The sequence below is a fragment of the Streptomyces sp. NPDC038135 genome (assembly GCF_055601245.1).
In genome coordinates this window covers 281,231-305,142 of record NZ_JBVJXS010000010.1, presented here as the reverse complement: position 1 = coordinate 305,142, position 23,912 = coordinate 281,231, and the positions used below count along the sequence as shown (strand labels likewise).

Genomic DNA, 23,912 nt, shown 5'->3' with positions numbered 1-23,912 from the left:
TCGGGCGAGGGGTCACAGGCCGAGGGCGCCGACGGCCCACTCGCCTGCGAGGACGCCGCCCAGGCCGAGGACCGACAGTACCGTCGTGTACGTGGTGCGAACCTTGAGCGCCTGGACGACGGAGAGGTCGAAGTACTCCTTGAACAGCCAGAACCCGGGGTCGTTGACGTGCGAGAAGGCGATGGAACCGCAGGAGACGGCGAGCACCATCATCTCGGGGCTCGCGCCGCTGCCGGCCATCAAGGGCAGCACCACACCGGAGGCGGTGACGACGGCGACCGTCGCCGAGCCGAGCGCCACGCGGAGGATGACCGCGACGAGCCAGGCGAGGACGATCGGTGAGACGGACCAACCGCTGGTGAAGTCCTTGATGTAGTCGGAGATGCCGCCCTCGACGAGGACGTTCTTGAAGGCGCCGCCGGCGCCGATCACCAGCAGGATCATCGCCATCGCCTGGGCGGCCGAGGAGCACGAGGAGCTGACGTCCGACAGGCTCCGGCCGATCCTCGGCCCGAACGCCCAGACGGCCAGGACCAGGGTGAGCAGGAGCGCGATGGGCGCCGAGCCGATGAAGGCGACGGTGTGCAGGAACGGGTTGTCCCCGGGGACGGCCATGTCGATCACCGCGGCGCCGGCGATGAGGACGACGGGGAAGAGGGCCACGAACAGCGACCAGCCGAGGCCGGGCATCTCCTCGTCGGTGAACTCGCCGTCGCTGACGAGCCCCTTGGGGATGGAGGGGGACATGGCCCTGACGAACGGCAGGCGCGGCCAGAGCAGGGCGATGAACGCGCCGACCGGGACCGCGATGAACAGTCCGTAGAACAGGGTGAGTCCGGCGGAGGCGTGGAAGGTCGCGGCGACGGCGGTGGGTCCGGGGTGCGGCGGCAGGAAGCTGTGCATCGTGGACAGGGCGATCGACATCGGCAGGCCGACCCACAGCAGGTTCGCGCCGGTGACCCTGACCAGGGTGAAGGCTATGGGCACGATGATGATGAACGCGACCTCGTAGAACATCGTCACGCCGATGAGCATCGAGGTGACGACCATGGCGACCTGGACCCAGCGCGGGCCGAAGGCGTCGAGGAGTTTGCCGGCTATGCGCTGGGCCGCGCCGGAGTCGCCCATGACGCGGCCGACCATGGCGCCGAGCCCGATGGTCAGCATCGTGTCGCCGACCTGGCCGCCGATGCCCTCCGAGAGGACGTCCGGGATGTCCTTGACCGGGATGCCCTGGACCACGGCGACCCCGACCGCCACCAGCAGGAGGGCCGCGAAGCCGTTCAGCCTGAGTCTGGTCATGAGCAGGAGCAGAACCAGAACGCTGATACCGACTACGACAAGTGGCATGTCAGTTCCCCTTTGAACTGTGGTTCGGGCGGGCGGGCTTGAAACGGCGGTTCGGCGTGGTCGGGTGGTGCGGCGAGGCGTACGGCGGGACGGCGCCGCGGCGGGTGGGGGCGCGCCGCGGCGGTCGAGACGCGGGCACCGCACGGTCGGGCAGCTCCTTGTGAGGGGTCCGACGGCCGTGCTTCAGCGACCGCGCGCCGCCTGCGCTTCGGGGCCCGCCACCGGCCGTGCGCTCCCCGACGCGGGTCGCGCCGACGGGGCTCGGTGCCGGTGGCCGCCGGCTCCTCCCGCCGGACCCGAGCGGGCATGATCCATCTCTCCCGGACCCTGGTCGCGCGGCAGCGGCGCCGTGCGCTCCGAGCCACGCGACCGGCGGCTGCACCGACCGTAGAGACGGTTCTGATTCACGTCCATGTCAAGTTTTGTTGGGTGCGATACCTTGCCCGCATGACCGCCGTCCGCCGGGCCGGGCGGCCGGGTGTCACATGTGCCGCAGCAGGGCCTCGAGAGCCGGGTTGTCATTGCCCTTGCGCCACACGACGTTCAGCTCGACGGGGTTCGGGTCGGGCAGGGTCACCGGCCGGAAGGCGATTCCGCCGAAGCGCATCCGGGCCGCCGACTCGGGTACGAGGGCGATGCCCCAGCCCCCGTCGACCAGGGCGAGGATGCTGTGCACCTGGGTGAGGTACTGCGTGAAGACCGGCCGGACCCGCGCCGTCCGGAAGATGCTGACCAGCAGCTCGTGGAAGTAGCGGGCCTCGACGGGCGAGTACATCAGGAAGTCCTCGCCCGCGAGGTCCGCCACCGGCATGGGTCCCGTCTGCGCGGCCAGCGGGTGCTGGGCGGGGAGCGCGGCCAGCAGCCCTTCGCGGACCACCATGTGGGCGGTGAGATCGGCTCCCACGGCGGCCGGCCGGATCAGCCCGAGGTCGAGCGAGCCCTCCGCGAGCGCTTTCAACTGGTCCCTGGTGACCAGTTCCTGCAGCAGGATCTCCACGCCCGGCAGGGCGGCCCGCGCGGTTTCCAGCAGACGGCCGAGGGCCGAGTACGCGCTGGCGGCCGTGAACCCTACGGCGATCGTGCCCGCCTCCCCGGTGGAGACCCGGCGCACGGCGAGGGTGGCCTGCTCGGTCTGGCGCAGGATCCGGCGCGCCTCGACCAGGAAGGCCCGGCCGGCCGGGGTCAGCCGCACGGAACGGTTCGTGCGGTCCAGCAGTTGGACGCCCACCTCGTTCTCCAGCAGCTGGATCTGCCGGCTGAGCGGCGGCTGCGTCATGTTGAGCCGTTCCGCGGCGCGGGTGAAGTGCAGTTCCTCGGCGACGGCTATGAAGCTGGTCAACTGTGTAAAAGTGAACACTGATGCTCTCCGGGTATCGCCACATCCAAAATCCGTGTTGGACGTGAATCATTCGCGGAGCGTAGCGTCAGCCGTCGACGGGCTGCGGGGCGCCGGTGGTCGCACCCCTCGTCGGACAGGGACCGGCGTCTGCGCCGCCGGCGTCCGCGGGGACCGGCGCTGACGGCTCGGACGACGAACGGCCGCCCCTCCCCCGCCGGTTGCACGTCACGGCGGCGCCCGTCCGGCACCCGGCCGACGACTGCGGTGCACGCCGCACCGGCACACGACTTCGACCCTCAGGAGCAGTCCGATGACATCGTTCAGCCCGGCAGAACTCGGCCGCCGTATCGGCTCCGGGCTGCTGTCCTTCCCCGTGACGCACTTCCGGGACGACCTGTCCTTCGACGAGGACGCCTACCGCGCCCACATCGTCCGTATGGCCGGGTACGACGTGGGCGGTCTCTTCGCGGCCGGCGGCACGGGCGAGTTCTTCTCCCTCACGCCCGCCGAGGTCGAGCGCGTCGTCACCGCCGCAGCCGGCAGCGCGCCCGCCGGCACGCCGGTGCTGGCCCCGGCCGGCTACGGCACCGCGACCGCCGTCGAGTTCGCCGCGGCCGCCGAGCGCGCCGGCGCCGACGGCATCCTGCTCTTCCCGCCGTACCTGACCGAAGCCTCCCAGGAGGGCCTGGTCCGGCACGTTCAAGCCGTCTGTCGCGCCACCTCCCTCGGTGTCGTGGTCTACAGCCGCGCCAACGCGGTCTACTCCGCGGACAGCGTCGCGCGCCTGGCCGAGTCGTGTCCCAACCTCGTCGGCTACAAGGACGGCGTCGGTGACATCGACACCATGACCCGCATCCACGCCCGGCTCGGTGAGCGCCTCACCTACATCGGCGGCCTGCCCACCGCCGAGCTGTTCGCGCTGCCCTACCTGCAGTTGGGCGTGACTACGTACTCCTCCGCGATCTACAACTTCCTGCCCGAGTTCGCCTTGGCCTTCTACGCCGCCGTACGCGAACTCCGGCAGGCCGACGTCACGCGGATGCTGTCCGACTTCGTGCTGCCGTACACCGAGATCCGCAACCGCCGGGCCGGTTACGCGGTCAGCGTGGTCAAGGCCGGTATGACGGCCACCGGTCACGGCGCGGGTCCGGTCCGGCCGCCGCTCACGGATCTGACCGCGCAGGAACTCGACGAGCTCAGGGCACTGATCGCCAAGCTGCCCTCCCCCGCGGCCTGACCGCGCACCGGCCGTCGCGGAAGGACGGCTCCGCGTCCGGGCGCGGGGCGGGATGTCCCCGACCACTCGGGGGCGGGGGCCTCGCCTGGCCGGACAGACTCTCGGACGACGAGCCCACCCCGATGCTCTACAGCGGCACGGCCGGGATCGTCCCCGTCCTGCTGGAGGCGTGGCGGCACTTCGGCGACGACTCCTACGCCGACACCGCCCTGCGTGCGGCCCGCGGCATCGCGGACCGCGTCGACGGCATGGACGACGACTCGCTCTACTTCGGACGCACCGGGATGGCGCTCGTCCTGCGGGCCGTGCACGACGAGCTCGGCGACACGGCCGCCGGCGCCGCCGCGGACCGCGCGCCGGCACTCGTGCGCTCACGCTTCGACGGCACCCGCTGGGGCGAGCTGTTCGAGCTGATGGGCGGCAACGCGGGGATCGGTCTCGGCGCCCTCGTCGCCGGCGACGCCGAACTGGCCGTCCTCGCCGTGGAGCCGGACCTGCTGACGGCCGAGCGGACCCCGGCGGGTGTCCATTGGGCGTGGCGCACGGATACCGACTCCCGACTGCACCACGTCTCGCACGGCACGCTCGGCATCGCCCTGGCGCTGGCCCGGGTCGGCCGGGCCGTCCGCCGCGCGGACCTGGTCGAACTGGCCCTGGCCGGGGCCGCGGACGTGACGGCGCGGGACGAGGCGCCGCCCGAGGGCTTCCTGGTGCCGCACTCCACTCCGCGGTACCGCCCGGACGTGATCGATCCCGTCAGCTACGGCTGGTGCCACGGCCCGGCGGGCGACGCCCAGGCCTTCCGGCTGCTGCGGGACGTCACGGCCGACCCCGGCTGGGCCGACCTGGCCGACCGCTGCTGGCACACGGTCGCCCACTCCGGTCTGCCCCGGCGGCTGCGCCCCGGCTGGGCGATGGGCAACGCGGGCATCGTCCGCGAACTCCTGCGCTTCGTACGACTGAGCCGCGGGGGCGACCCCCGGTACGCGTTCGCCTGGCCGGACCAGCCCCCGGTCGCGATGCCCCGGCCCGGTTCCGACGCCGGCCCCGCCACGGCCGACGCCCGGGCGCTGTGACGCACCGCCGCGTACGCGGCCGTAGCGTGTCGTCGCCGTCGGGACCGTCCCCCGTTCGACCGCCGTGTGCCGGGGCGACGACGCGATGCCCGATCCCGCCGCCGACCCTACGGTGGGGTCATGGTGGTGATCAGCGACCAAAGTCGGAAAGCGCCGGCCCGGACCAGTGTGGCCGAGGCGCTGGGCCTGGCCGTCCTCTTCCTGCTGTCCGTGGTGGCCGCCTCGGTCGTCCCGCATGAGCACCGGTTCTCGTTGCGCTGGTCCGCCGTGCTCCTGGCGGGCATCGGCTGCTCCGCGCTCGTCCGGCGGCGCAGTCACCCGATCGGCGTACTGGCCGTCGCACTCGGCTGCGGGGTGAGTTTCCTCGTCCTGGGGTTCCGGGAGAGCCCGCTGGTGCTCGGCCCTGTCCTGCTGTCCGTCTACACCGTGGCCCTGCTGACCGACCGGCGTACCACCTGGATCAGTGCGTCCGCCTCGGCCGCCATCCTGGTGGGCGCCGCCATCCTGTGCGCCCCACGTTCGTGGCTGAACCCCGACAATGTGGCGCTGCTGGCGTGGACGGCGCTGCCGGCCGCGGTCGGCGACGGCCTGCGCTCCCGCCGCGCCTACGTGGCGGCCGTGGAGGAACGCGCGGTGCACGCGGAGCGCACGCGCGAACAGGAGGCGCAGCAACGGGTGGCGGCCGAACGGGTGCGCATCGCCCGCGAGTTGCACGACATCGTCGCGCACCACATCGCACTGATCAACGCCCAGGCGGGCGTGGCCGCCCATCTCGCGAAGCGGCAGCCGGAGCAGATACTGACGGCCCTGGAGGACATCCGGGACACCAGCCGGTCGGCGCTGGACGAGCTGCGCGTCACCGTGGGGCTGCTCAGGCAGTCCGGCGATCCGGTCGCCCCGCGCACCCCGGCGCCGGGGCTGGCCGACGTGCCGGTGCTGCTGGCGTCCTTCGCCCGGGCCGGCCTGGCCGTCGACCACACCCGGCAAGGCACCGCCGCTCCCCTGACGCCGGCGGTCGATCTGACCGCGTACCGCATCGTCCAGGAGGCCCTGACCAACGTGCGCAAGCACGCGGGCGCCGACCACGCCCGGCTGATCCTGCACCACCACCCGGAGCGGCTGACGATCACCGTGGAGGACGACGGGGGGACCGCGCGGAACAACCCGCCGCCCGCCGGTACCGGGCACGGGCTGATCGGGATGCGGGAGCGGGTGGCCACGGTCGGGGGCCGGCTGCACGCGGGACCGCGACCCGGTGGCGGCTTCAGCGTGACGGCGGACCTGCCGCTGCGTCCCGGCCGGCTGGTCGGCGAGACACCGAGGAGAGACGGGCATGACGATTCGCGTACTGCTTGCCGATGACCAGGCCCTGCTGCGGGGCACCTTCAGGATGCTGTTCGAGTCCACCGGTGACATGGAGACGGTGGGCGAGGCGTCCAACGGCCAGGAGGCGGTGGAGCTGGCGCGGACCCAGCACCCGGACGTGGTGCTGATGGACATCCGGATGCCGGAGATGGACGGCCTGGAGGCCACCCGGCTGATCAGCGAGTCCGAGGACCTCGCGGCGGTGAAGGTGCTCATCCTGACCACGTTCGAGGACGACGAGCACGTGGCCGAAGCGCTGCGCGCGGGTGCGAGCGGGTTCCTGGGCAAGGGCGCGCGCCCGGAGGAACTGGTCGAGGCCGTCCGCACGGTGGCCGCCGGCGACGCCCTGCTGTCACCGGCGGCCACCGGCGCGCTGATCAGGCGTTTCCTCGCCCAGCCGGACCTCTGCCCGGGTGAGGTGCACGAGCGGCTCGAGTGCCTGACGCCGCGGGAACGCGACGTCCTGGCGCTGGTCGCCCTCGGCCTGTCGAACGACGAGATCGCCGAGCACCTGTTCGTGAGCCCGCTGACCGCGAAGACGCACGTCAACCGGGCCATGACCAAGCTGGCGGCGCGCGACCGCGCACAGCTCGTGGTCATCGCCTACCAGTGCGGCCTGGCCAGTGCGGTGTCGTGACCGCGTCCCGGGGTGCGGGCCGGCGGGTCTGTCGCGGCTGTAGGCGGGCGCTCCGGCTACCACGGCCGTGGTAGCCGGGAATCGCTGCGGCAGGACGACGCGCGAGGGGGTGCCGCTGAGGGAAGGTGAGAGGGCGAACGGAGGTCTCACCATGATTGAAGCTCCCAGCCGGATCAGCGAAGGCGACCGGACCACGGCGGCGGACCGCCGGCAGGACGACTGCCTCGAGGCCGTGGCACCGCATCTGTCCCTCCTGCGGCATTCTCTGGCCGGCGGAACCCGCCGTGACCGGTACGGACGCGCCGGCGGCCGATCGGAGCGCGGTCACGTGCAGCTTCCGCGCCGCAGGCCGGCTCCCGCGGCCGGGCGGCTCACGCTGCCGCAGTGGGTCAGCAGGACCAAGAACGTGGGCTGACGGCGCCGGCCCCGCGGAGATAGGAGGCGCAGGGTTCCACTGCGGCTTCCGCGGGGCCGGTGCATGGCACACATACCCCGCGGCGCGCCCGATACGCCCGATCCATCCCGGGGACCTTCAGCGGTCCCCGCCCGCACGACGAACGTGGGGCCCGGCCGTACCCGGCCGGGCCCCACGTCGATTGCCGTCACCGGCAGCGCTTCTCACACCGGAGCCGCGCCTACCAGCGATACCAGCGGCCCTTGCGGCCCGCGCCGTCCGCGGATCGGACGACGAAGCCCAGCAGCCACACGATCAGCACGATCACTGCGATCCACCACAGTGCCTTCAGGGCGAAGCCCGCACCGAAGAGGATCAGAGCCAGCAGAAGAACCAGAAGCAGGGGAACCATTGTTATCAACCTCCTGGCCACCGGTTGCCCTTATCTCATCCCTACAAGCCCACGAAATATGAGTTATTTCCGCAGGGTGCGGGGAACGCACGCCACGCACGATTCCCCCTCCCTGGCATCTGATGCACCGCCGCCGCGCCTTCACGATGCACTCAGCGCGAATCTCTGGCCCAAGGTTTGCCGGGGTCGAGCGGGGTCATGCGCACAGTCAGCACCGCACGCGAGAGCCAAGGAGGGTGAGCAGCATGGCCGCCAGTGAGAAGGCCCGTGCCAAGGCCGAGCAGGCCGTCGGCAAGGCCGCCCAGGCAGTCGGACGAGCCACGGGCAACGAGAAGCTGATCGCCAAGGGCCACGTGGCCGAGGCGGCGGGCCACGCCCGCGAGGGCAAGGAGTCGCTCAAGGACACGGGCCGACCCTGACCGGCATACGTCAACCGCGTGGGGCGGTCCCGGTATCGGGGCCGCCCCACTCCTTTTCGTGAGGCTCGGCGGGAACACCTGGTCCGGCCGGTGATGTTGCACCACCCTGGGGACCGGCGCCGGGGCGGGAACGGATCGAAGAGGCCGAGAGGCCGTCCGCTGCGGCATGATCCGGGCCCGATGCCCACTCACACAGGAGGACAGTTTCATGAGTGACCGACCCTTGACGCTCATGGCGGTGCACGCCCACCCCGACGACGAGGCCACCGGTACGGGAGGCGTCCTCGCGCGGTACGCGGCGGAGGGTGTCCGTACGGTCCTCGTGACGTGTACCGACGGCGGTTGCGGTGACGGACCGGGGGGCGTCAAGCCGGGCGATCCCGGCCACGATCCCGCTGCCGTCGCCTCTATGCGGCGTGCGGAGCTCGAGGCCAGCTGCGGCATTCTGAAGGTCGGTCACCTGGAGACGCTGGACTACGCCGACTCCGGGATGATGGGCTGGCCGGCGAACGACGCCCCAGGGTCCTTCTGGCGGACGCCCGTGGAGGAGGGCGCCGCCCGGCTCGCGGAACTCATGCGCCACTACCGCCCCGATGTGGTCGTCACCTATGACGAGAACGGCTTCTACGGCCACCCCGACCACATCCAGGCGAACCGCATCACGATGAAGGCGCTGACGATGACCGAGCTGACGCCCAAGGTGTACTGGACGACGGCGCCCCACTCCATGATGCGGCGGTTCGGGGAGCTCATGCGCGAGTTCGGCGGCGACTGGGAGGAGCCGGACCCCGCCGAGACCGACGCGATGGCCGAGATCGGGCTCCCCGACGAGGAGATCACCACCTGGGTGGACACCACGGCGTTCGGCGCTCAGAAGTTCGACGCGCTGGCCGCTCACGCCAGCCAGGGCGAGAACATCTTCTTCCTCAGGATGGGCCAGGAGAGGTTCACCGAGCTGATGGGCGTCGAGACCTTCGTACGCGTTCGGGACACCACCGGCGCGGCCGTGCCCGAGAACGACCTTTTCGCCGGTCTGCGCTGAGCGACCGCGCGCGGGGTCCGCCCCGGCGGACCCCGCGAAGCGGCCCCGCCCGGTGGCGGGGGTGAGGTCAGGCGGGTTCGAGTTGCGGTTCGGGCTGCTGTGCCGGCGCGGTCGCCGGTTCCCACAGTTCGGTGGTCCGCACATAGCCGTAGATCACCGAGACCATCGCCAGAACGAGAAGCGGCCCGAAGAGCCACGGATGTCCGGCCAGCTGCGTCGGCAGGTAGCGGTAGGAGACCAGGAGCGCGGCGAAGACCGTGACGCCGTAGCAGGCCAGTTGGATTCCCGCGCGGTCCCAGCCCCGGTCGAATGAGCGCAGGGCCGCCTCGACCGTCAGGGCGAAGACCACGCCGGCGATCAGGTCCGCTCCGTAGTGGTAGCCGAATCCCAGCGTCGCGCTGAGCGTGGCGACCAGCCAGAACGTGCCCGCGAACCGCAGGATGCGTGGCGCCCTGCGGGAATGGATGAAGATCGCGGTGGCCCACGCGGTGTGCAGACTGGGCATGCAGTTGCGGGGGGTGATCCCGTCGTACGGCATCGAGTGCGGAGTGCCGAGCGCCGGCGGCGCGTCCGGCCACAGATCGGCCACCGCCCACTGCACGCCGCCGGTGCCGGAGGCGCCCGGGCCGTAGGCGAAGACGGGCCCGACCACCGGGAAGATCATGTAGATGGCCGGCCCGAGAAGGCCGATCACCAGGAAGGTGCGCACCAGGTGGTGGCGTGGGAAGCGGCGTTCGGCCGCCACGTCACGCAGCTGGTAGAGCGCGACGACGACCGCGGCGACCGCGAGCTGCGCGTAGACCAGGTGGAGAACGTGGGGGCCGATCGGGTCGGTGGCGTCGACGATCCGGCCCATCAGCCACGACGGGTTGCCCAGCGCGTGGTCGGCGGTCGCCACGTACTGGTCGAGCACCGCCGGTCTGGACTTCGCGGTGATGAGCAGCCAGGTGTCGCCGGTCTTGCGGCCGGCCACCAGCAGCAGGCCCAGACCGACGCCCTTCAGCAGCAGGGTGCGTTCGGCGCCGGTGCGGCGCGTGACGGCGACGACCGCGCAGCCCAGCATCACCCAGAGCGCACCGTTGCCGAAGAAGCGGCCGTCGGCCGTCTCGGCCCCGACCGCCCACCGCACCAGCACGAAGACGGCGTCGATACCGACGGCCGCACCAGCCGCGATGAACCGCTGCCGCCAGGTGAGGACCACCATCATCAACGCCAGACCGCCGTACAGCGGACCCGGTTTCGGGGCGAACAACAGCCCGCTCAACTGGTCCGTGATCGGACCCGGTTGACCGTAGCGGCGTGCGGCGATCTCCAGTGCGACGAGGATTCCCAGGGCAGCGACGCCCGCCACGGCCCACAGCACGGCCCGTCGTTGACGGCAGGCCGCCAACGCGGCGCCGGCGTCTATTCGTGAGAACACCCGCGATGGTTTGAGTATCAATCGTTTGGCCGATTTGCTCGATATGGAGTGAATGGACGGAAAGCGATGACGGTCGCCATCGCGAGTTCGAACATGCTATCGGAGCGTCGCACGGCTTCCACGGCTCAGCCCTCCCGCTCCCGGAAGGCCCTCCGTACGGCTGCCAGCACGGTGTCCTCCTCGAAACCCAGGGCGGCCGCCCAGGCCACGAAGTCCCTTGTGCCCGCACTCAGTTCCGGTGATTCCCGGAGGCCGGCGCCCGGCAGCGGCGGAGCCACGCGGGTTCCCGCGCCGCGGCGGGTACGGATCAGGCCGGCCGCCTCCAGCTCGCGGTAGGCCCGGGCCACGGTGCCCGTCGCGAGGCCGAGGTCCGAGGCCAGTTGCCGCACCGTCGGCAGCCGCTCGCCCTCGGTCAGCCGGCCGGCGCCGATCAGGTCGGCGAGCTGGGCGCGTATCTGCTCGTACGGCGGGACGGGTGTGGTCGTGTCGACCCGGACGGCGGCGCCGGTCACCCGCGCGCCCCCCGGTCCGTACGGTGCCACCACGCGGCCCGGGGCGAGCAGACGGTGAAGAGCATCCAGGGCGCGGTCACCAGGGAGACGAGCGCCAGGGGCAGGAGGACCGCGTTGGCGGCCGTGCCGGCGGCGCCGTCGCACGTCATATCCGACAGGGCGCCCGAGGCCGTCGAGGCCGCGCCGAGCAGCGAGGTGGAGACGACGACGCCCCATGCGGCCACGATCGCCAGTGAGCGGTCGCGCCGCGAACGGTCGTCGCCGGGCCGGGTGGCGATACGCCGCAGCGACCAACCGCACGCCGCCGTGGCGATGGCGAGGGCGGCCAGCATGGGCGCACCGTAGTGGAACCCGGGCCAGGCTCCGTGCCCCTCGGCCACTCCCCCGCAGGTGAGGATGAGTCGCCGACCGGCCCGCCCGAGGTCGTCCGGACCGGCCACCGCGCCCGCGACCGCCAGCAGGGCCACCAGGGCGACGGCGAGGACGAGCAGCAGGACGGTCATGCGAGGCGGTACGTAGTCGCGCACCCGGCGCGGCGTGAGGCCGGCGGCGCGGACGGCGCCGCGGGCCGGCGCGGTCAGCGCGTCCCCCAGCAGCACGCCGCCGACGGCGCAGAGGCCGAACGCCGGGATGGCGTAGAGCACGCCGTCGCCGTCGCGGAGCGGGGACAGCAGGCCGCCGGCCAGGGCGCCCACGGCCAGACCCGTGTACCTGGCGTAGCGGTCGACGGGACCGTGGGATGCGGTCGGCGCGGTGCGCACGTCGGAATCAGCCATGGAAATACCCCCCGTGTCGGGGCGACTTGCGCCCCCTGTTTGTATCAACCCCTGGATACAAGATGGCCGCCTCAAGGGGCTTGTGTCAACACGTCGCTACAAGTCGGCGATCATTCCCCAGCTCGTCCCGCCTGCCCGTGAAAGGCCGTCAGACCGCGGGGCGGCGCAGCTCGGTGAGAAGGGGCGGCTTCGGCGAGGAAGCCCACCGCATGGGGCCAGACCACGTCGGCGTCCCGGGACATGTGCGGACGCGACCGGGCCGCCTCACGCCTCCGAGCGACGGCGTCCGGGGCGGAGTCGAGGCGAAAACACGAAGGCGAGGAGATCCCTCTCCTCGCCACTCTCAACTTATAGCGCACCGGGGGGCTTGCGGCAAGGCCCCGGTCCTGGCGCAGAATCGTCCGCCGAGCCCACAAGCTGCGGAAACGAGGCACGACCTGTGTGTCGTGGCCGACGTACGGGGGGCGAGGCGACGTCGATGCGGTGGTGGGAGAGGTCATGACCGAGCGGTATGTGCTGGATCTTCGAGAGGTCGACGAGAGCCAGGTCGAGGCGGTCGGCGGCAAGGGCGCGAACCTGGGCGCGCTGTCGCGTGTCGCGGGCGTGCGGGTGCCGGACGGCTTCTGCGTGACGACGGGCGCCTTCCGGCGGGTCATGGCGCAAGCGCCGTCGCTCGACGCCCGGCTGGAGGAGCTGTCACGGCTGCCGCTGAACGACCCGGAGGCGATCCGGACCCTCAGCGCGGAGATCCGCCGGACCGTCGAGGACATCGCCGTCCCCGACGACATCGCGGCACAGATCACACGCGCCCTCCTCGGCGACGGCGAACAGGCCGCCTACGCCGTCCGGTCGAGCGCGACGGCGGAGGACTCGCCGACGGCCTCCTTCGCCGGCCAGCAGGACACCTATCTGAACGTCGTGGGGCCGGCGGCGGTCCTCCGGCACGTCGGCCGGTGCTGGGCCTCGCTGTTCACCGAGCGCGCCGTCGTCTACCGCCTGCGCAACGGCATCGACCACCGCACGGTGCGCATGGCAGTGGTCGTGCAGCGGATGGTCTTCCCGCAGGCCGCCGGCATCCTGTTCACCGCCGACCCCGTGACCGGCGACCGGAAGACGGCCACCGTGGACGCCGGGTTCGGCCTCGGCGAGGCACTGGTCTCCGGCCTGGTGAACCCGGACGTCTTCCGGGTGCGGGACGGCGAGGTCGTCTCCGAGGCGGTCGCCGCCAAGCGGCGCGCCGTTCAGGCCCTGCCCGGTGGCGGTACGCGGGAAGTCGCGGTCGACGCACAGCGACAGGAGGAGCCGGCGCTGACGCGTGCGCAGGTGGTCCGGCTCGTGCGGCTCGGACGGCGGATCGAGGCGTACTTCGGCCGGCCGCAGGACATCGAATGGTGCCTGGTCGACGACGACTTCCGGATCGTCCAGAGCCGGCCGATCACGACGCTGTTCCCCGTCCCGGAGCGGGACGACCAGGAGAACCACGTGTACGTCTCCGTCGGTCACCAGCAGATGATGACCGACGCCATGAGACCCCTGGGGCTCTCCATGTGGAAGCTGACGGCCATGATCCGGATGCACGACGCCGGCGGCCGGCTGTTCGTCGACGTCACCGGGCGTCTGGCGTCACCGGCGAGCCGCGGCGCCTTCCTGGACCTGGTGGGGAGGTCCGATCCGCTGATCAGGGACGCGCTGGACACGGTGCTGGAGCGCGACGGCTTCGTCCCGTCCCTTCCGGAGGCCGCTCCCGCCGGGCCGCCCGCCGGCGGCGCCTCCGCCTCCCCCTCCGTCGAGACCGATCCCGCCGTCGTCACCGAACTGATCGAACGCAGCCGGAGGTCGGTCGCCGCCCTGGAGCGCGACATCCGGACGAAGACCGGACCGGAGCTGTTCGACTTCCTGCTGGACGCCTTCGAGGAGCACAAGCGGGTCCTCGCCGATCCGCTGAGCATTCAGGTGATCATGGCGGGGATGGAGGCCACCTGGTGGCTCAACGACAAGCTGTACGAGTGGCTGGGCGAGAAGAACGCGGCCGACACCCTCACCCTGTCCGCTCCGGGCAACGTCACCTCGGAGATGGGGCTGGCGCTGCTCGACGTCGCGGACGCCGTCCGCCCGCACGCCGAGGTGGTCGCCTTCCTGCGGGGTGCAAGGGACGAGGGCTTCCTGGAGGAACTGGCGAAACTGCCGGGCGGGACCGAGGCCCGCGACGCCATCGAGGGCTATCTCGATCTGTACGGCATGCGCTGCGTCGGCGAGATCGACATCACGAGGCCGCGCTGGCGTGAGCGCCCCACCGCGCTCGTACCGGCGATCCTCGACAACGTGCGGAACTTCGCGCCGGGCGCCGCGCGACGGCGTTTCGAGCAGGGGCTCCGGGAGGCGGAGAAGAAGGAACAGGACGTGCTGTCACGTCTGCGGGCCCTGCCGGACGGGGAGCGGAAGGCGGGCGAGGCCAAGCGCATGATCGACCGGGTCCGCACCTTCGCCGGATACCGGGAGTACCCGAAGTACGGCATCATCAGCCGCTACTTCGTCTACAAGCAGGCCCTGTTGGCGGAGGCCGAGCGCCTGGTGCACGCCGGTGTGCTCGCCGAGCGGGAGGATGTCTTCCACCTCACGTTCGAGGAGTTCCGCGACGCCGCGCGTTCGAACCAGGTCGACCACCGGCTCGTCCGGCGGCGCAGGGATGCCTTCCGGTCGTACCAGGCGCTGACGCCGCCCCGGGTGCTGACATCGGACGGGGAGTGCGTCACCGGCGCGTACCGGCGTGACGACGCGCCCGACGGCGCCCTGCTCGGCCTGCCGGTGTCCGCCGGGACGGTGGAGGGCAGGGCCCGGGTCGTCCTCGACATCTCCGAGGCCGACCTCGAGCCGGGCGACATCCTGGTCACGGCCTACACCGACCCCAGTTGGTCGCCCCTGTTCGTCGGGATCGCGGGCCTGGTGACGGAGGTGGGCGGCCTGATGACCCACGGTGCGGTGATCGCCCGGGAGTACGGTCTGCCCGCCGTGGTCGGTGTCGAGCGGGCCACCCGGCTGGTCCGCGACGGGCAGCGGATCCGGGTGCACGGCACCGAGGGGTACGTCGAGATCCTTCCCTGACGGGCCCGTCGGCGTCAGGTCCCCGGGCGTTGAGCACTCCGGCGTTCACCGTGCCCTCCGCCGCCGCCTGATGGGCTCTCCGACCCGGTGCAGATGGGTCAGCGCCTCGCGGTAGGAGCGGAGCAGTCCTGTCTCGTGGTAGGGCACGCCGATCTCGGCGCAGTACCGCCGGACGACGGCCTGGGCGCGACGCAGGTGGGGCGTGGGCATGCTCGGGAACAGGTGGTGCTCGATCTGGTAGTTGAGGCCGCCGAGCAGCGCGTCGGTGATCCGGCCGCCGCGCACGTTGCGGGAGGTGACGACCTGGCGCCGCAGGAAGTCGGGCCGCTCGTCGCCGGTGAAGGTGGGCATGCCCTTGTGGTTCGGGGCGAAGGTGCAGCCGAGGTACACGCCGAACAGGCACTGGTTCAGCGCCAGGAACGCCACCGCCTTGCCGGGCGGGAGAACCAGGAACAGGGCGGACAGCACGCCCGCGATGTGCAGCAGGAGCAGGGCGCCCTCCAGCGTCCGGTTCCTCATGTACGGCGAGCGCAGCGCCCGCAGGCTCGCGACGTGCAGGTTGAAGCCTTCGAGGGTGAGCAACGGGAAGAACAGCAGGGCCTGGTGGCCACCGATCAGACGGGCCACCCCACGGCTGGCCCGCGCCTGATCGGTGGACCACACCAGGATGTCGGGGGCGACATCGGGATCCAGGTCCTCGTGGTTGGGGTTGGCGTGGTGGCGCGTGTGCTTGTTCATCCACCAGCCGTAGCTCATGCCCACGCCCAGATTCCCGAACAGCCGGCCCATGATTTCGCTGGGGCGGCGTCGCCGGAAGACCTGGCGGTGGGCCAGGTCGTGCGCGAGCAGGGCGACCTGCCCGAAGACGAAGGCCAGGAAGGCCGCGACGGCCAGTTGCCCCCAGGTGTCGCCCAGGGCGAAGAAGGCTCCCCAGCCCGCCGCGTACAGCGCGACCACCAGGCCGACGCGCGCCGCGTAGTAGCCGGGGCGCCGGCGCATCAGGCCGGCCTCGGCGATCCGCCGGGAGAGCCGTGCGAAGTCACTGCCGCCGGGGGCGCCGGACCCGTCCGCGACGGAACTGTCCGTGACGGACCTGTCCGCGGCGGCAGGACGGGACCGGGACGAGGAGATGTCGGTGGATGTCGTCATGCCCGGAAGTCTTCTGTCGGGCGGTGCCCGGAGTAAGCCTGCCAGCCACCCACTGCCCGCCGGGCATTCCCCCTGGCCGGCCGGGGGTTATCCCCCGCCACGACGGCCCGGCGACGCCGAGCCGGGCGGTGTGCGGGAACGGCTCGGACGACCATGAGGCGGACGGCCCTGGAGGGCGCGTCCGTTACGCTCCCGGCCACGCCGGAGAAACGGGCGCCGAAGGGGAGCCGCCGGCTCCGGCCCGCCCTACTACTCTCGCTCAAGGGGGACTTGGCGATGTGGCCCAGCATCGTTGCCGTGGTCGGCACACTGCTCGGAGGCGCCCTGACGGGGCTGCTGCAGATCAGGAGTACGCGGATCGCCCAGAGCGCCGCCCGTGCCGACCAGAGGGCGGAAGCCCTGCGCCGGGCGCTGGGCGAACTGGTGGCCTCGCTCGGCGACCATCGGCGGCCCATGTGGCACCGCGAGGTCCTCCGTCTGGACGGCGCGGGCGAGGAAGCCGTCGAGGCGGCCCGCACGGCTTCCCGTGCCACGCGTTCGGCCGTGACCGCCCCGCTGGTCGCGGTGTCCGTCCTCGACCGCTCCCTCGCCGAGCCGGCCCGGCAGGCCGCCCTGGCCGCGTTCGGCCTGCGCGAGGCCTCCGACCACACCGACCTGGCCGCCCGCCGTGAAGTCGCGATCGCGGCGACCGACGAACTGGTCGCCGCCGCCGGCCGCGCGATGGCCTGACGTCCCGGCCCGGACGGCCCCGCTCGCCGCCCTCGTACTGGTGTTTTGTCCCAGGTGGCGGGGGCATCCGCACCTTGAAGCCCAGGTCGCGGCGGGCGCCCGCGAGGCCGTCGCGCCGCCGACGGGCTCCACCCACCACAGCATGCCGGAACCGGACGATGAGGGGTTGGTCGCGATGACCGTGGCGACACAGCAGGGCGGCGGAGGCGGTTCCAGTGGCCTGTACGACGTTCTGGAGCTCATCCTCGACCGCGGGCTGGTGATCGACGCGTTCGTGCGGGTCTCCCTCGTCGGTATCGAGATCCTCAAGATCGACATACGGATCGTGGTCGCGAGCGTCGACACCTATCTGCGCTTCGCGGAGGCGTGCAACCGGCTCGACCTGGAATCGGGGCCGCGCAAGCCGGCCGGGCTCACCGAGCTGAAGGGCAAGCTCACGGAGTCCGGCGCGCAGGGTGCGGCCAAGGGAGCCCTCTCCGGTGCCGCGGAGACCATTTCGGACGCCTTCAAGCAGGCACGAGACGAGCACAGGGCGCGATAGGGCGACGGGGCCCGGCCGGTTCGCGAGACCGCGCCGGGCCCCGCAGCAGAGGGCCGCGGGCAGGACTCGCGCAGGACCGCCCGGCGGCCGGGCTACCCGAGGCGCGCGGCGTCCTCGCAGACGGGGTCCGCGAGCGCGAGTCGTGCGGTCATGCGCTTGCCGACCGTTTCCCGCACCGCTTCGACGCTCTGGCAGACGGCTTTCACGATCTCCAGGCCGTGCTGCCCCACCCGGCCCGCGTCGGCCGCCCGCACAATCGGCAGCGCGGGGTCGGAGTCCCACACCTGGACCTCCACCGAATCGTCGGCCAGCCGCAGATCGAGCAGGATCGGCCCGGAGGCGTACTTGCGGGCGTTGGTGACCAGCTCGCTCACCACGAGCTGGGTCAGCTCGACGGCTCGCTGGGAGACCGGGACACGGTGTTCGGCGCGCATCCGGGACAGGAAACCGGCGGCCAGTCGGCGGGCCTCCGCGATGCAGGGGCTCTGCCCGTCCAGGGCTGCCGCGGCACGTGGACGACCGTCGTCGTGGAGCGTCATGCTGTCCTCACCGACCAGATTCGTTCGGTCCGCTCGCGGCTGATGCCGCTGCCTCCACGTCCAGGTACCCGAAGACGCCGGGTACATCACACGTGCGTTGCGCGGCATTTGTCGGGGCGGACGGGGTACGGATACGGACTCGCGCGCCGCCGAGCCGTGATTCGGGGATGCCTCGGCCGCTACCGGGCACTAGTGCGAAGAGGTATGCGCGCTCGTATCTGATCTCGAGGATGTTGAGGAACGCCGTGGTGGAGACCGACACCGACAAGCCCCAGGAGCCCGAGCTGCTGGAGGTGGTGACGAGCACCACCGACGGCGTCACGGTGGTGAGCGCGGCCGGTGAGATAGACCACGGCAGCGCCGGCCACCTCGTCCGGGCCCTCGACGTCAGCGGTCTCGGTCAGCGGCCCCGCGTGATCGTCGACATGGCGGGGGTGACCTTCATCGACTCCAGCGGCATCAACGTCCTGCTCGCCGCCCACCGCGACCTCACCGCGGCGGACGGCTGGCTGCGCCTGGCGAACGCCTCGGCGTACGTGCTGCGCACCCTGCAGATCGTCGGCATCGACACCCTCGTCCCCTGCTGCGGCAGCGTGCGCGAAGCCCTCACGGCCTGACTCGGCGGGCCGGCCCGCCGCTGCCGTTCCGGCGGGGCTACGGCACCGTGCGCCAGGCGCTCGGTGTGCGGCCGGTGTGGGTGTTGTTCCAGTCCAGGCGCAGGACGGCGAGATCGTCGGTGTGCCGGTCGGCGTTGAGCGTGCGGCTGCGGGCGATGAGCTGGTCCAGGTGGGAGCCGGGATCCGGTGTGTCGATGGTGCCGATGATGTCCAGCAGGCCTTCGACGCCGAGCCGCGCGGAGCGGTCGCCGGCGAAACCCTCGATCAGGCCGTCCGTGTAGGCGACGAGTGCGCCGCGGTCCGGCAGGGCGATGGTGGTGGACGGCCACTTGCCCAGCCCGGGGACGATCCCCAGCGCGACCCCGTGGGCGGCGGTCACCACCCGTGCTCCCTCGGGCGTGACGAGGAGGGGTTCGTGGTGCCCGGCCAGGTGGAGGGTGACGGTGGCCGCGTCCGGGTTCAGGGTGATGAGGGTGCAGGTGGTGAAGAGGTCGCTGCCGGCTCGTTCGGCGATGTGGATCTGCTCCAGCAGATGGAGCAGCCCCTGGTCGCGGTGCCCGCCGAGGACGAGGGCCCGCCAGGCGATGCGCAGGCAGACGCCCAGTGCCGCGGCGTCGGGGCCGTGGCCGCTGACGTCGCCGATGACCGCGTGGATGTGCCCGTCGTCGGTCTGGACGACGTCGAGGAAGTCCCCTCCCAGCAGGGCCTGGGCCCGGCCGGGGTAGTAGCGGCTGGAAGCCGTGACGGTGGAGGACGACAGGAGGGGTTCGGGGAGCAGACCGCGTTCGAGGCGTGCGTTCTCCTCGGCGCGCAGGCGGCCGATCTGCAGCGCCGCGTTGGCGCGTTCGGCCTGCTTGCGCTGGACGGCGTAACGCAGGGCACGCTGCATGAGGTCGGGTTCGACCTTGCCCTTGATCAGGTAGTCCTGGGCGCCGGCCGCGAGCGCGTCGACGCCCGCGCGGGGCTCGTCCAGGCCGGTCAGGACGATGATCGCGGCGTGGGTGTTCGACTGGATCGCCCGGACCGACTCCAGTCCGGAGGCGTCGGGCAGGTGCAGGTCGAGGAGAACGCAGTCCACGGCGTCCGAGGCGAGTGCCGCACGGGCCTCGGCGGCCGTGCGGCAGCGCGTGAGGGTGTGCGGCAGGTCGGTGTCGTGGAGGAGTTCCTCGACGAGGAGCGCGTCCCCGTCGTCGTCCTCCACGAGCAGGATGGCGTACCGCAGGTCGCGGGTCGGGGCCGGATCGGTCACGGCTGGACCTCTCTTCGCGGGGCCTCGGACGCGGAGCCGGTGGCGGGCAGGGTGAAGACGACACGGGTGCCCGAAGTGTGGCCGGCGTCGATGCCGATCGTGCCGCCGTGGAACTCCACGACCTTCTTGCACATGGCGAGGCCGATGCCGGTGCCCGGGTAGGCGTCCTTGGTGTGCAGGCGCTGGAAGAGGACGAAGACCTTGTCGTGGAACTCGGGCGCGATGCCGATCCCGTTGTCGGTCACCGAGAACGTCCACACGCCTCCGTCGCAGGCCGCGCCGACCCGAACGCGGGGCGGCCGGTCGGGACTGCGGAACTTGATGGCGTTCGAGAGCAGGTTCTGCCAGAGCATGCCGAGCTGGGTGGCGTCCCCGACGACGGTGGGCAGCGGGTCGTGGATGATCTCGGCGCCCGTCTCCTCGATGGTCACGCTGAGATCGTCCAGGACCTTGCCCAGCACCGATTCCAGATCGACGGTCTGGTGGTCGTTGTGGACCCGGCCGACCCGGGAGAATGCCAGGAGGTCGTTGATGAGCGTCTGCATGCGGTTGGCGCCGTCGACGGCGAAGGCGATGTACTGGTCGGCCTTGTCGTCCAGCTGACCGCCGTAACGGCGCTGCAGGAGCTGGGTGAAGCTGGACACCTTCCGCAGCGGCTCCTGCAGGTCGTGCGAGGCCACGTAGGCGAACTGCTCCAGTTCCGTGTTGGAGCGCCGCAGGTCCTCGGCCTGCTCGTCCAGGAGCCCGCGTGCCTGCTCGCTGAACTGCAGTTCCCGCACCAGCCGCTGACGCATGGCCTCGGTGTCGGATGCCAGTTGCCGCAGGTCGGCGGGTCCGGTGCCGGAGAGGGAGCGGTCGAATCGGCCCTGCGCCACCTCACGTGCCGCCGAGCCGAGCCGGGTCAGCGGACGGGTCACGCCGCGGCGCAGCCCCTCCGAGACGAGGACCGCGACCAGGACGATGACGACGGCGATGACGGCGAACATCCAGTTACGCAGCGTCTCCGCTCGCTTCAGCGTCCTCGTGGCCGCCGACCGCTCGCTCTGCAGGTGGTCCTGCTGGCGTGCCATGGCACGCCGCAGCACGTCGAAGCTCGACTTGCCCTCGCCCGCACGCCGGGTGGCGAGTTTCACGGCCTCGTCGGGCGAGGCTTCCGAGATGGGGCGGGCGAAGTTCCGCTGCCAGGTGTCGGCGAGCCTCTCGACCTCGGCCAGGTCGGCGGCGGCCCGCTCGTCCGTGACCAGCGGTCGCAGCAGGCGCAGGGCGGTCTTCTCGTCGCTCACGCCACGCGCGTAGGGCTGGAGGAAGTCGGTGCGGCCGGACAGGCCGTATCCGCGGATGCCGGTCTCCTGGTTGACCAGGGCCTGCTCCACCCGCATGGCCTCGATCAGGGCGGGCGAGCGGCGGTCGACCAGCTCGGAGGTGATCTGCGACGTTCGCCACATCGCCCAGCCGCCCAGTGAGCCCAGGACCGCGAGGACCGCGAGGGTGGTGGCGACTCCGGTACGCAGCCAGCGCCGCGTCGTCCAGCCGGAGAGAACGCCGTTGCCGGACGACTCGGTTTCTATGGCGGTCTGCATCTTTTCCTCGGACGAGTGGGCCGCTGTTGCCATGTGGCAAGCACAACTGTACCCACGCCTCGACAACGCATGTTGTCCCTGTCGGGAACATCACCGTAGAGTGACGTCATGCCTGGTCACGCTTCCACTCCGCCTTTGCCCGGGGAGACGGCCGCGCTGGTGACCCAGGTGGTGGACGAACTCACCCGGCGACTCACGCAGGACGTCCCCCACCCACCCGCGGACCTCGCGGACACGGCCGGTGACGCCCGACGGCACGCCTTGGCTCGCCTGCGTGTGCTGCGCGGCGTCCAGCAGGCCGTGAGACGTCTGGAGGACCAGGCGGCGCATGCGGCGGCAGCGAGCGGGGCGGGCTACCCCGAGATCGGCCAGGCCATGAGCATGAGCAGGCAAGGGGCCCGTCGCCGCTGGCCCGGTCTCATCACCAACAGCACACCCACCCCGCCGTCCCCCGAACCCCGGAGCTTGTGAAACATGGCTGCCGCCGCTACCCGCCCCTACGACGTCCTGCTGGTCGAAGACGACGTCGCCGATGCCATGCTCATCCAGGACGCCCTCGCCGAGCGCGGTACCCGCAACCTCACCCAGGTCTCCGACGGCATGGCGGCCCTGGAATACCTGCGCGACCCGGAGAACGAGCGCCCGGACCTCATCGTCCTGGACCTCAACATGCCGCGGATGAACGGTCGCGAGTTCCTCGCCGTGGTCAAGGAGGACGCCGATCTGCGGACGATTCCGGTGGTCGTGCTGACCACGTCCGCGGCTCCCGACGACGTCACCGGCGCCTACCACCATCACGCCAACGCCTACGTGACCAAGCCGGTCAACCTCGAGGAGTTCGAGGCGGCGGTCCGCAGCATCGACGCCTTCTACCTCGACATCACCGTCAAGCCGCCCAAGGAGTAGGGCCTGTCCCCACGCCGGGAGCAGCCGTGCGCCGTGACGCGGCACACGGCTGCTCCCGGCGTGGACCTCTCATGGGAACGACGGCAGCGGGTAAGCGGAAGTGCACGACACAGAGATCACACGGTCAGAAGGCAAAGACACCCCCCACAGGAACACTCATGGTCATCCCGCTTAGGAATCAGGCGCCGGATGGACGAGAACCGGCAGGGGCCCTGCGGTACAGCACGGCCTGGGACGAGGAACAGCCGCCGATAGCCGACGCTCGCCAAGCCGTGCGCGCACTGCTGGCCCAGGCAGGACATCCGCCGGAGCACCGGGCGTGCCAGGACGCCCAGCTCGTGGTCAGCGAGCTCGTCACGAACGCGCACCGGCACGCGCCCGGCCCCGGCGGGCTGGAGCTGGAGGTCGTACCGGACGCCGCCCTGCTGCGGATCACGGTCCGCGACAGCTCTCCGCTGCGGCCCGAGCCGCAGGAGCACGACGCCCGCCGCGTCGGAGGCCATGGCCTCCGCCTGGTGACCATGCTGTGCGGGCAGTTGCACACCGTCGCCCTGGCGACCGGCAAGCAGGTGGTGGTCCACCTGCACCTACCGGCCCCTCCGCCCGATCAGGCCTAGCCACGGCCCCGACGAGGCTGGACGGCCGGCGAGCGGGTAACCGGACTCCACCGGGCCCGGCAGCAGCCGGGCACCCATGGCGATAGGAGTGACATGCCGGGCGTTCTCCAGCGACTCAAGCAGTTCGCACAAAGTCCGCAGGGTCGGCGCACCATCGAGCAGGCCCGACGCGCCGCGGCCGATCCGCGCCGCCGGGCCCAGGCCCAGCGCCTCTTCGACAAGCTGCGTACCCGTCGGCAGGCCTAGCGGAGTCGCCCCCCGCGACCGCGGTTGATCAAGTTTGGCCCAAAAGCTTTCACGCGACAACAGTTGAGCATTGGACTGGTGTAGACCGGGTAGCAGTGCACCGCGCGCGGTCACGGTCAGCGCAGACACCGTTTTTGGGGGGAATGGATGCCGAGGTTCGGCGGACGAAGACGTACGACGATCTCCGGCCCGGCCGTCGACGCCGCGCTCGTCGACGGCCGCCGGGACGACGGACCGCCGGTGTTCGAGCTGTCCCCGCCCGAATACCGGGCTCTCCTCCGCGTCATCGAGCACGCCCGGGCCTGCCTGGTGCTGCGCAGCGGCGCCGACGCCGAGACGATCCGCAACGCCAGCGGCGCCGAGCTGGCAATACTGCTGCGTCGGCGAGCCACCGCCGGGGCCGGGGAGGACGGCGCCGTGATCATGCGGGCCGACGAGATCCGGCACCTGGAGGCGGCGGTCGTGAACCTGGAGTCCTACGGCGGTCACGAAACCGCTCTCTGCGAGGGCTACGCGCTGCTCGAACGGTGCGAAGCCCTTCAGCGGGGCGCCCGGACGGGGCACGAGACCGAGGGCATTCTCAGCATCGGCCGACTCGCGCCACCCGCGCCCGGCCCCTGAGCCCCGCCCCCCTGACCGGGCGCCCGCCTCTGTCCCG

The 23,912-nt window shown here is 71.7% G+C and carries 25 protein-coding genes; 15 read left to right on the top strand and 10 right to left on the bottom strand.

Going from position 1 to position 23,912, the window contains the following annotated elements:
* Positions 1-12: 12 nt before the first annotated feature.
* Together ACZ7JA_RS28730 and ACZ7JA_RS28725 are read right to left on the bottom strand one after the other, a co-directional pair.
* Positions 13-1,494 (bottom strand): gluconate:H+ symporter, encoded by a 1,482-nt coding sequence (locus tag ACZ7JA_RS28730; RefSeq protein ID WP_470811244.1) that lies wholly within the window; start codon positions 1,492-1,494, stop codon positions 13-15.
* A 337-nt stretch (positions 1,495-1,831) separates the two neighbouring features.
* A complete protein-coding gene (locus ACZ7JA_RS28725) occupies positions 1,832-2,707 on the bottom strand; it encodes a LysR substrate-binding domain-containing protein (protein WP_450744695.1) in 876 nt (291 codons plus the stop codon).
* Positions 2,708-2,999: 292 nt separating this feature from the next.
* On the opposite strand from ACZ7JA_RS28725, the gene kdgD reads away from it, so the two are divergent.
* The 5 genes from kdgD to ACZ7JA_RS28700 all read left to right on the top strand — a co-directional run bounded on the left by kdgD (position 3,000) and on the right by ACZ7JA_RS28700 (position 7,419).
* Entirely contained in the window at positions 3,000-3,926 is a 927-nt protein-coding gene (gene kdgD / locus ACZ7JA_RS28720; RefSeq protein ID WP_470811242.1) for a 5-dehydro-4-deoxyglucarate dehydratase, read from the top strand.
* A gap of 122 nt (positions 3,927-4,048) precedes the next feature.
* Positions 4,049-5,002, top strand: coding sequence for a lanthionine synthetase LanC family protein (locus ACZ7JA_RS28715; RefSeq protein ID WP_470811240.1), 954 nt, complete (start codon positions 4,049-4,051; stop codon positions 5,000-5,002).
* Between the two features lie 120 nt (positions 5,003-5,122).
* Positions 5,123-6,364 carry a sensor histidine kinase gene (locus ACZ7JA_RS28710; RefSeq protein ID WP_470811238.1) on the top strand — a complete coding sequence of 414 codons (1,242 nt, stop codon included), beginning with the start codon at positions 5,123-5,125 and terminating at the stop codon, positions 6,362-6,364.
* Complete coding sequence (locus ACZ7JA_RS28705) at positions 6,336-7,004, top strand: response regulator transcription factor (protein ID WP_389298734.1); 669 nt, start codon at positions 6,336-6,338, stop codon at positions 7,002-7,004. The genes ACZ7JA_RS28710 and ACZ7JA_RS28705 overlap by 29 nt, the downstream gene beginning before the upstream one ends.
* Positions 7,005-7,155: 151 nt before the next feature.
* Positions 7,156-7,419, top strand: coding sequence for a hypothetical protein (locus ACZ7JA_RS28700; RefSeq protein WP_351666899.1), 264 nt, complete (start codon positions 7,156-7,158; stop codon positions 7,417-7,419).
* 220 nt (positions 7,420-7,639) lie between these two features.
* Here ACZ7JA_RS28700 and ACZ7JA_RS28695 read toward each other — a convergent pair whose 3' ends face one another.
* Positions 7,640-7,810, bottom strand: coding sequence for a hydrophobic protein (locus ACZ7JA_RS28695; protein ID WP_121790737.1), 171 nt, complete (start codon positions 7,808-7,810; stop codon positions 7,640-7,642).
* Positions 7,811-8,055: 245 nt separating this feature from the next.
* Here ACZ7JA_RS28695 and ACZ7JA_RS28690 point away from each other — a divergent pair, with 245 nt between their 5' ends.
* The gene (locus tag ACZ7JA_RS28690) at positions 8,056-8,229 is read left to right on the top strand and encodes a CsbD family protein (RefSeq protein WP_470811235.1); all 174 of its coding nucleotides are present in this window, start codon (positions 8,056-8,058) and stop codon (positions 8,227-8,229) included.
* 208 nt (positions 8,230-8,437) lie between these two features.
* Positions 8,438-9,271, top strand: a complete 834-nt coding sequence (locus tag ACZ7JA_RS28685) for a PIG-L family deacetylase (protein WP_351666903.1) — start codon at positions 8,438-8,440, stop codon at positions 9,269-9,271.
* A 67-nt stretch (positions 9,272-9,338) separates the two neighbouring features.
* Here the strand turns inward: ACZ7JA_RS28685 and ACZ7JA_RS28680 are convergent, their stop codons facing one another.
* The 3 genes from ACZ7JA_RS28680 to ACZ7JA_RS28670 all read right to left on the bottom strand — a co-directional run bounded on the left by ACZ7JA_RS28680 (position 9,339) and on the right by ACZ7JA_RS28670 (position 11,979).
* Complete coding sequence (locus tag ACZ7JA_RS28680) at positions 9,339-10,691, bottom strand: phosphatase PAP2 family protein (protein WP_470811233.1); 1,353 nt, start codon at positions 10,689-10,691, stop codon at positions 9,339-9,341.
* Between the two features lie 125 nt (positions 10,692-10,816).
* Positions 10,817-11,203 carry a GntR family transcriptional regulator gene (locus ACZ7JA_RS28675; protein ID WP_470811231.1) on the bottom strand — a complete coding sequence of 129 codons (387 nt, stop codon included), beginning with the start codon at positions 11,201-11,203 and terminating at the stop codon, positions 10,817-10,819.
* A complete protein-coding gene (locus tag ACZ7JA_RS28670) occupies positions 11,200-11,979 on the bottom strand; it encodes a hypothetical protein (protein ID WP_470811229.1) in 780 nt (259 codons plus the stop codon). The genes ACZ7JA_RS28675 and ACZ7JA_RS28670 overlap by 4 nt, the downstream gene beginning before the upstream one ends.
* Positions 11,980-12,477: 498 nt before the next feature.
* Between ACZ7JA_RS28670 and rph the strand changes: the two genes are divergently transcribed.
* Positions 12,478-15,081, top strand: coding sequence for a rifamycin-inactivating phosphotransferase (rph, locus tag ACZ7JA_RS28665; RefSeq protein WP_470811227.1), 2,604 nt, complete (start codon positions 12,478-12,480; stop codon positions 15,079-15,081).
* A gap of 45 nt (positions 15,082-15,126) precedes the next feature.
* On the opposite strand, the gene ACZ7JA_RS28660 is transcribed toward rph, so the two are convergent.
* A complete protein-coding gene (locus ACZ7JA_RS28660; protein ID WP_389298721.1) occupies positions 15,127-16,230 on the bottom strand; it encodes a fatty acid desaturase family protein in 1,104 nt (367 codons plus the stop codon).
* A gap of 297 nt (positions 16,231-16,527) precedes the next feature.
* Here ACZ7JA_RS28660 and ACZ7JA_RS28655 point away from each other — a divergent pair, with 297 nt between their 5' ends.
* Complete coding sequence (locus tag ACZ7JA_RS28655) at positions 16,528-16,959, top strand: protein kilB (RefSeq protein WP_389298719.1); 432 nt, start codon at positions 16,528-16,530, stop codon at positions 16,957-16,959.
* Positions 16,960-17,134: 175 nt separating this feature from the next.
* Positions 17,135-17,500: a gas vesicle structural protein GvpA gene (locus ACZ7JA_RS28650; RefSeq protein ID WP_351667179.1), complete on the top strand. Its 366-nt coding sequence runs from the start codon at positions 17,135-17,137 to the stop codon at positions 17,498-17,500.
* A gap of 92 nt (positions 17,501-17,592) precedes the next feature.
* Here the strand turns inward: ACZ7JA_RS28650 and ACZ7JA_RS28645 are convergent, their stop codons facing one another.
* On the bottom strand, positions 17,593-18,039 hold the full coding sequence (locus ACZ7JA_RS28645) for an ATP-binding protein (RefSeq protein WP_470811224.1): 447 nt from the start codon (positions 18,037-18,039) through the stop codon (positions 17,593-17,595).
* A 248-nt stretch (positions 18,040-18,287) separates the two neighbouring features.
* Here ACZ7JA_RS28645 and ACZ7JA_RS28640 point away from each other — a divergent pair, with 248 nt between their 5' ends.
* Entirely contained in the window at positions 18,288-18,656 is a 369-nt protein-coding gene (locus ACZ7JA_RS28640; protein WP_389298716.1) for an STAS domain-containing protein, read from the top strand.
* A 37-nt stretch (positions 18,657-18,693) separates the two neighbouring features.
* Here ACZ7JA_RS28640 and ACZ7JA_RS28635 read toward each other — a convergent pair whose 3' ends face one another.
* A complete protein-coding gene (locus ACZ7JA_RS28635) occupies positions 18,694-19,905 on the bottom strand; it encodes a PP2C family protein-serine/threonine phosphatase (RefSeq protein ID WP_389451283.1) in 1,212 nt (403 codons plus the stop codon).
* Positions 19,902-21,485 carry a sensor histidine kinase gene (locus ACZ7JA_RS28630; protein WP_450752613.1) on the bottom strand — a complete coding sequence of 528 codons (1,584 nt, stop codon included), beginning with the start codon at positions 21,483-21,485 and terminating at the stop codon, positions 19,902-19,904. The genes ACZ7JA_RS28635 and ACZ7JA_RS28630 overlap by 4 nt, the downstream gene beginning before the upstream one ends.
* A 108-nt stretch (positions 21,486-21,593) precedes the next feature.
* On the opposite strand from ACZ7JA_RS28630, the gene ACZ7JA_RS28625 reads away from it, so the two are divergent.
* From ACZ7JA_RS28625 to ACZ7JA_RS28610, 4 genes are all read left to right on the top strand, one after another.
* Entirely contained in the window at positions 21,594-21,956 is a 363-nt protein-coding gene (locus ACZ7JA_RS28625) for a hypothetical protein (RefSeq protein ID WP_470811222.1), read from the top strand.
* A gap of 3 nt (positions 21,957-21,959) precedes the next feature.
* Positions 21,960-22,391 (top strand): response regulator, encoded by a 432-nt coding sequence (locus tag ACZ7JA_RS28620; RefSeq protein WP_389298711.1) that lies wholly within the window; start codon positions 21,960-21,962, stop codon positions 22,389-22,391.
* A gap of 212 nt (positions 22,392-22,603) precedes the next feature.
* Positions 22,604-23,008, top strand: coding sequence for an ATP-binding protein (locus tag ACZ7JA_RS28615; protein ID WP_470811352.1), 405 nt, complete (start codon positions 22,604-22,606; stop codon positions 23,006-23,008).
* Positions 23,009-23,401: 393 nt separating this feature from the next.
* The gene (locus ACZ7JA_RS28610) at positions 23,402-23,875 is read left to right on the top strand and encodes a hypothetical protein (protein ID WP_450744713.1); all 474 of its coding nucleotides are present in this window, start codon (positions 23,402-23,404) and stop codon (positions 23,873-23,875) included.
* The last annotated feature ends 37 nt before the right edge of the window (positions 23,876-23,912 follow it).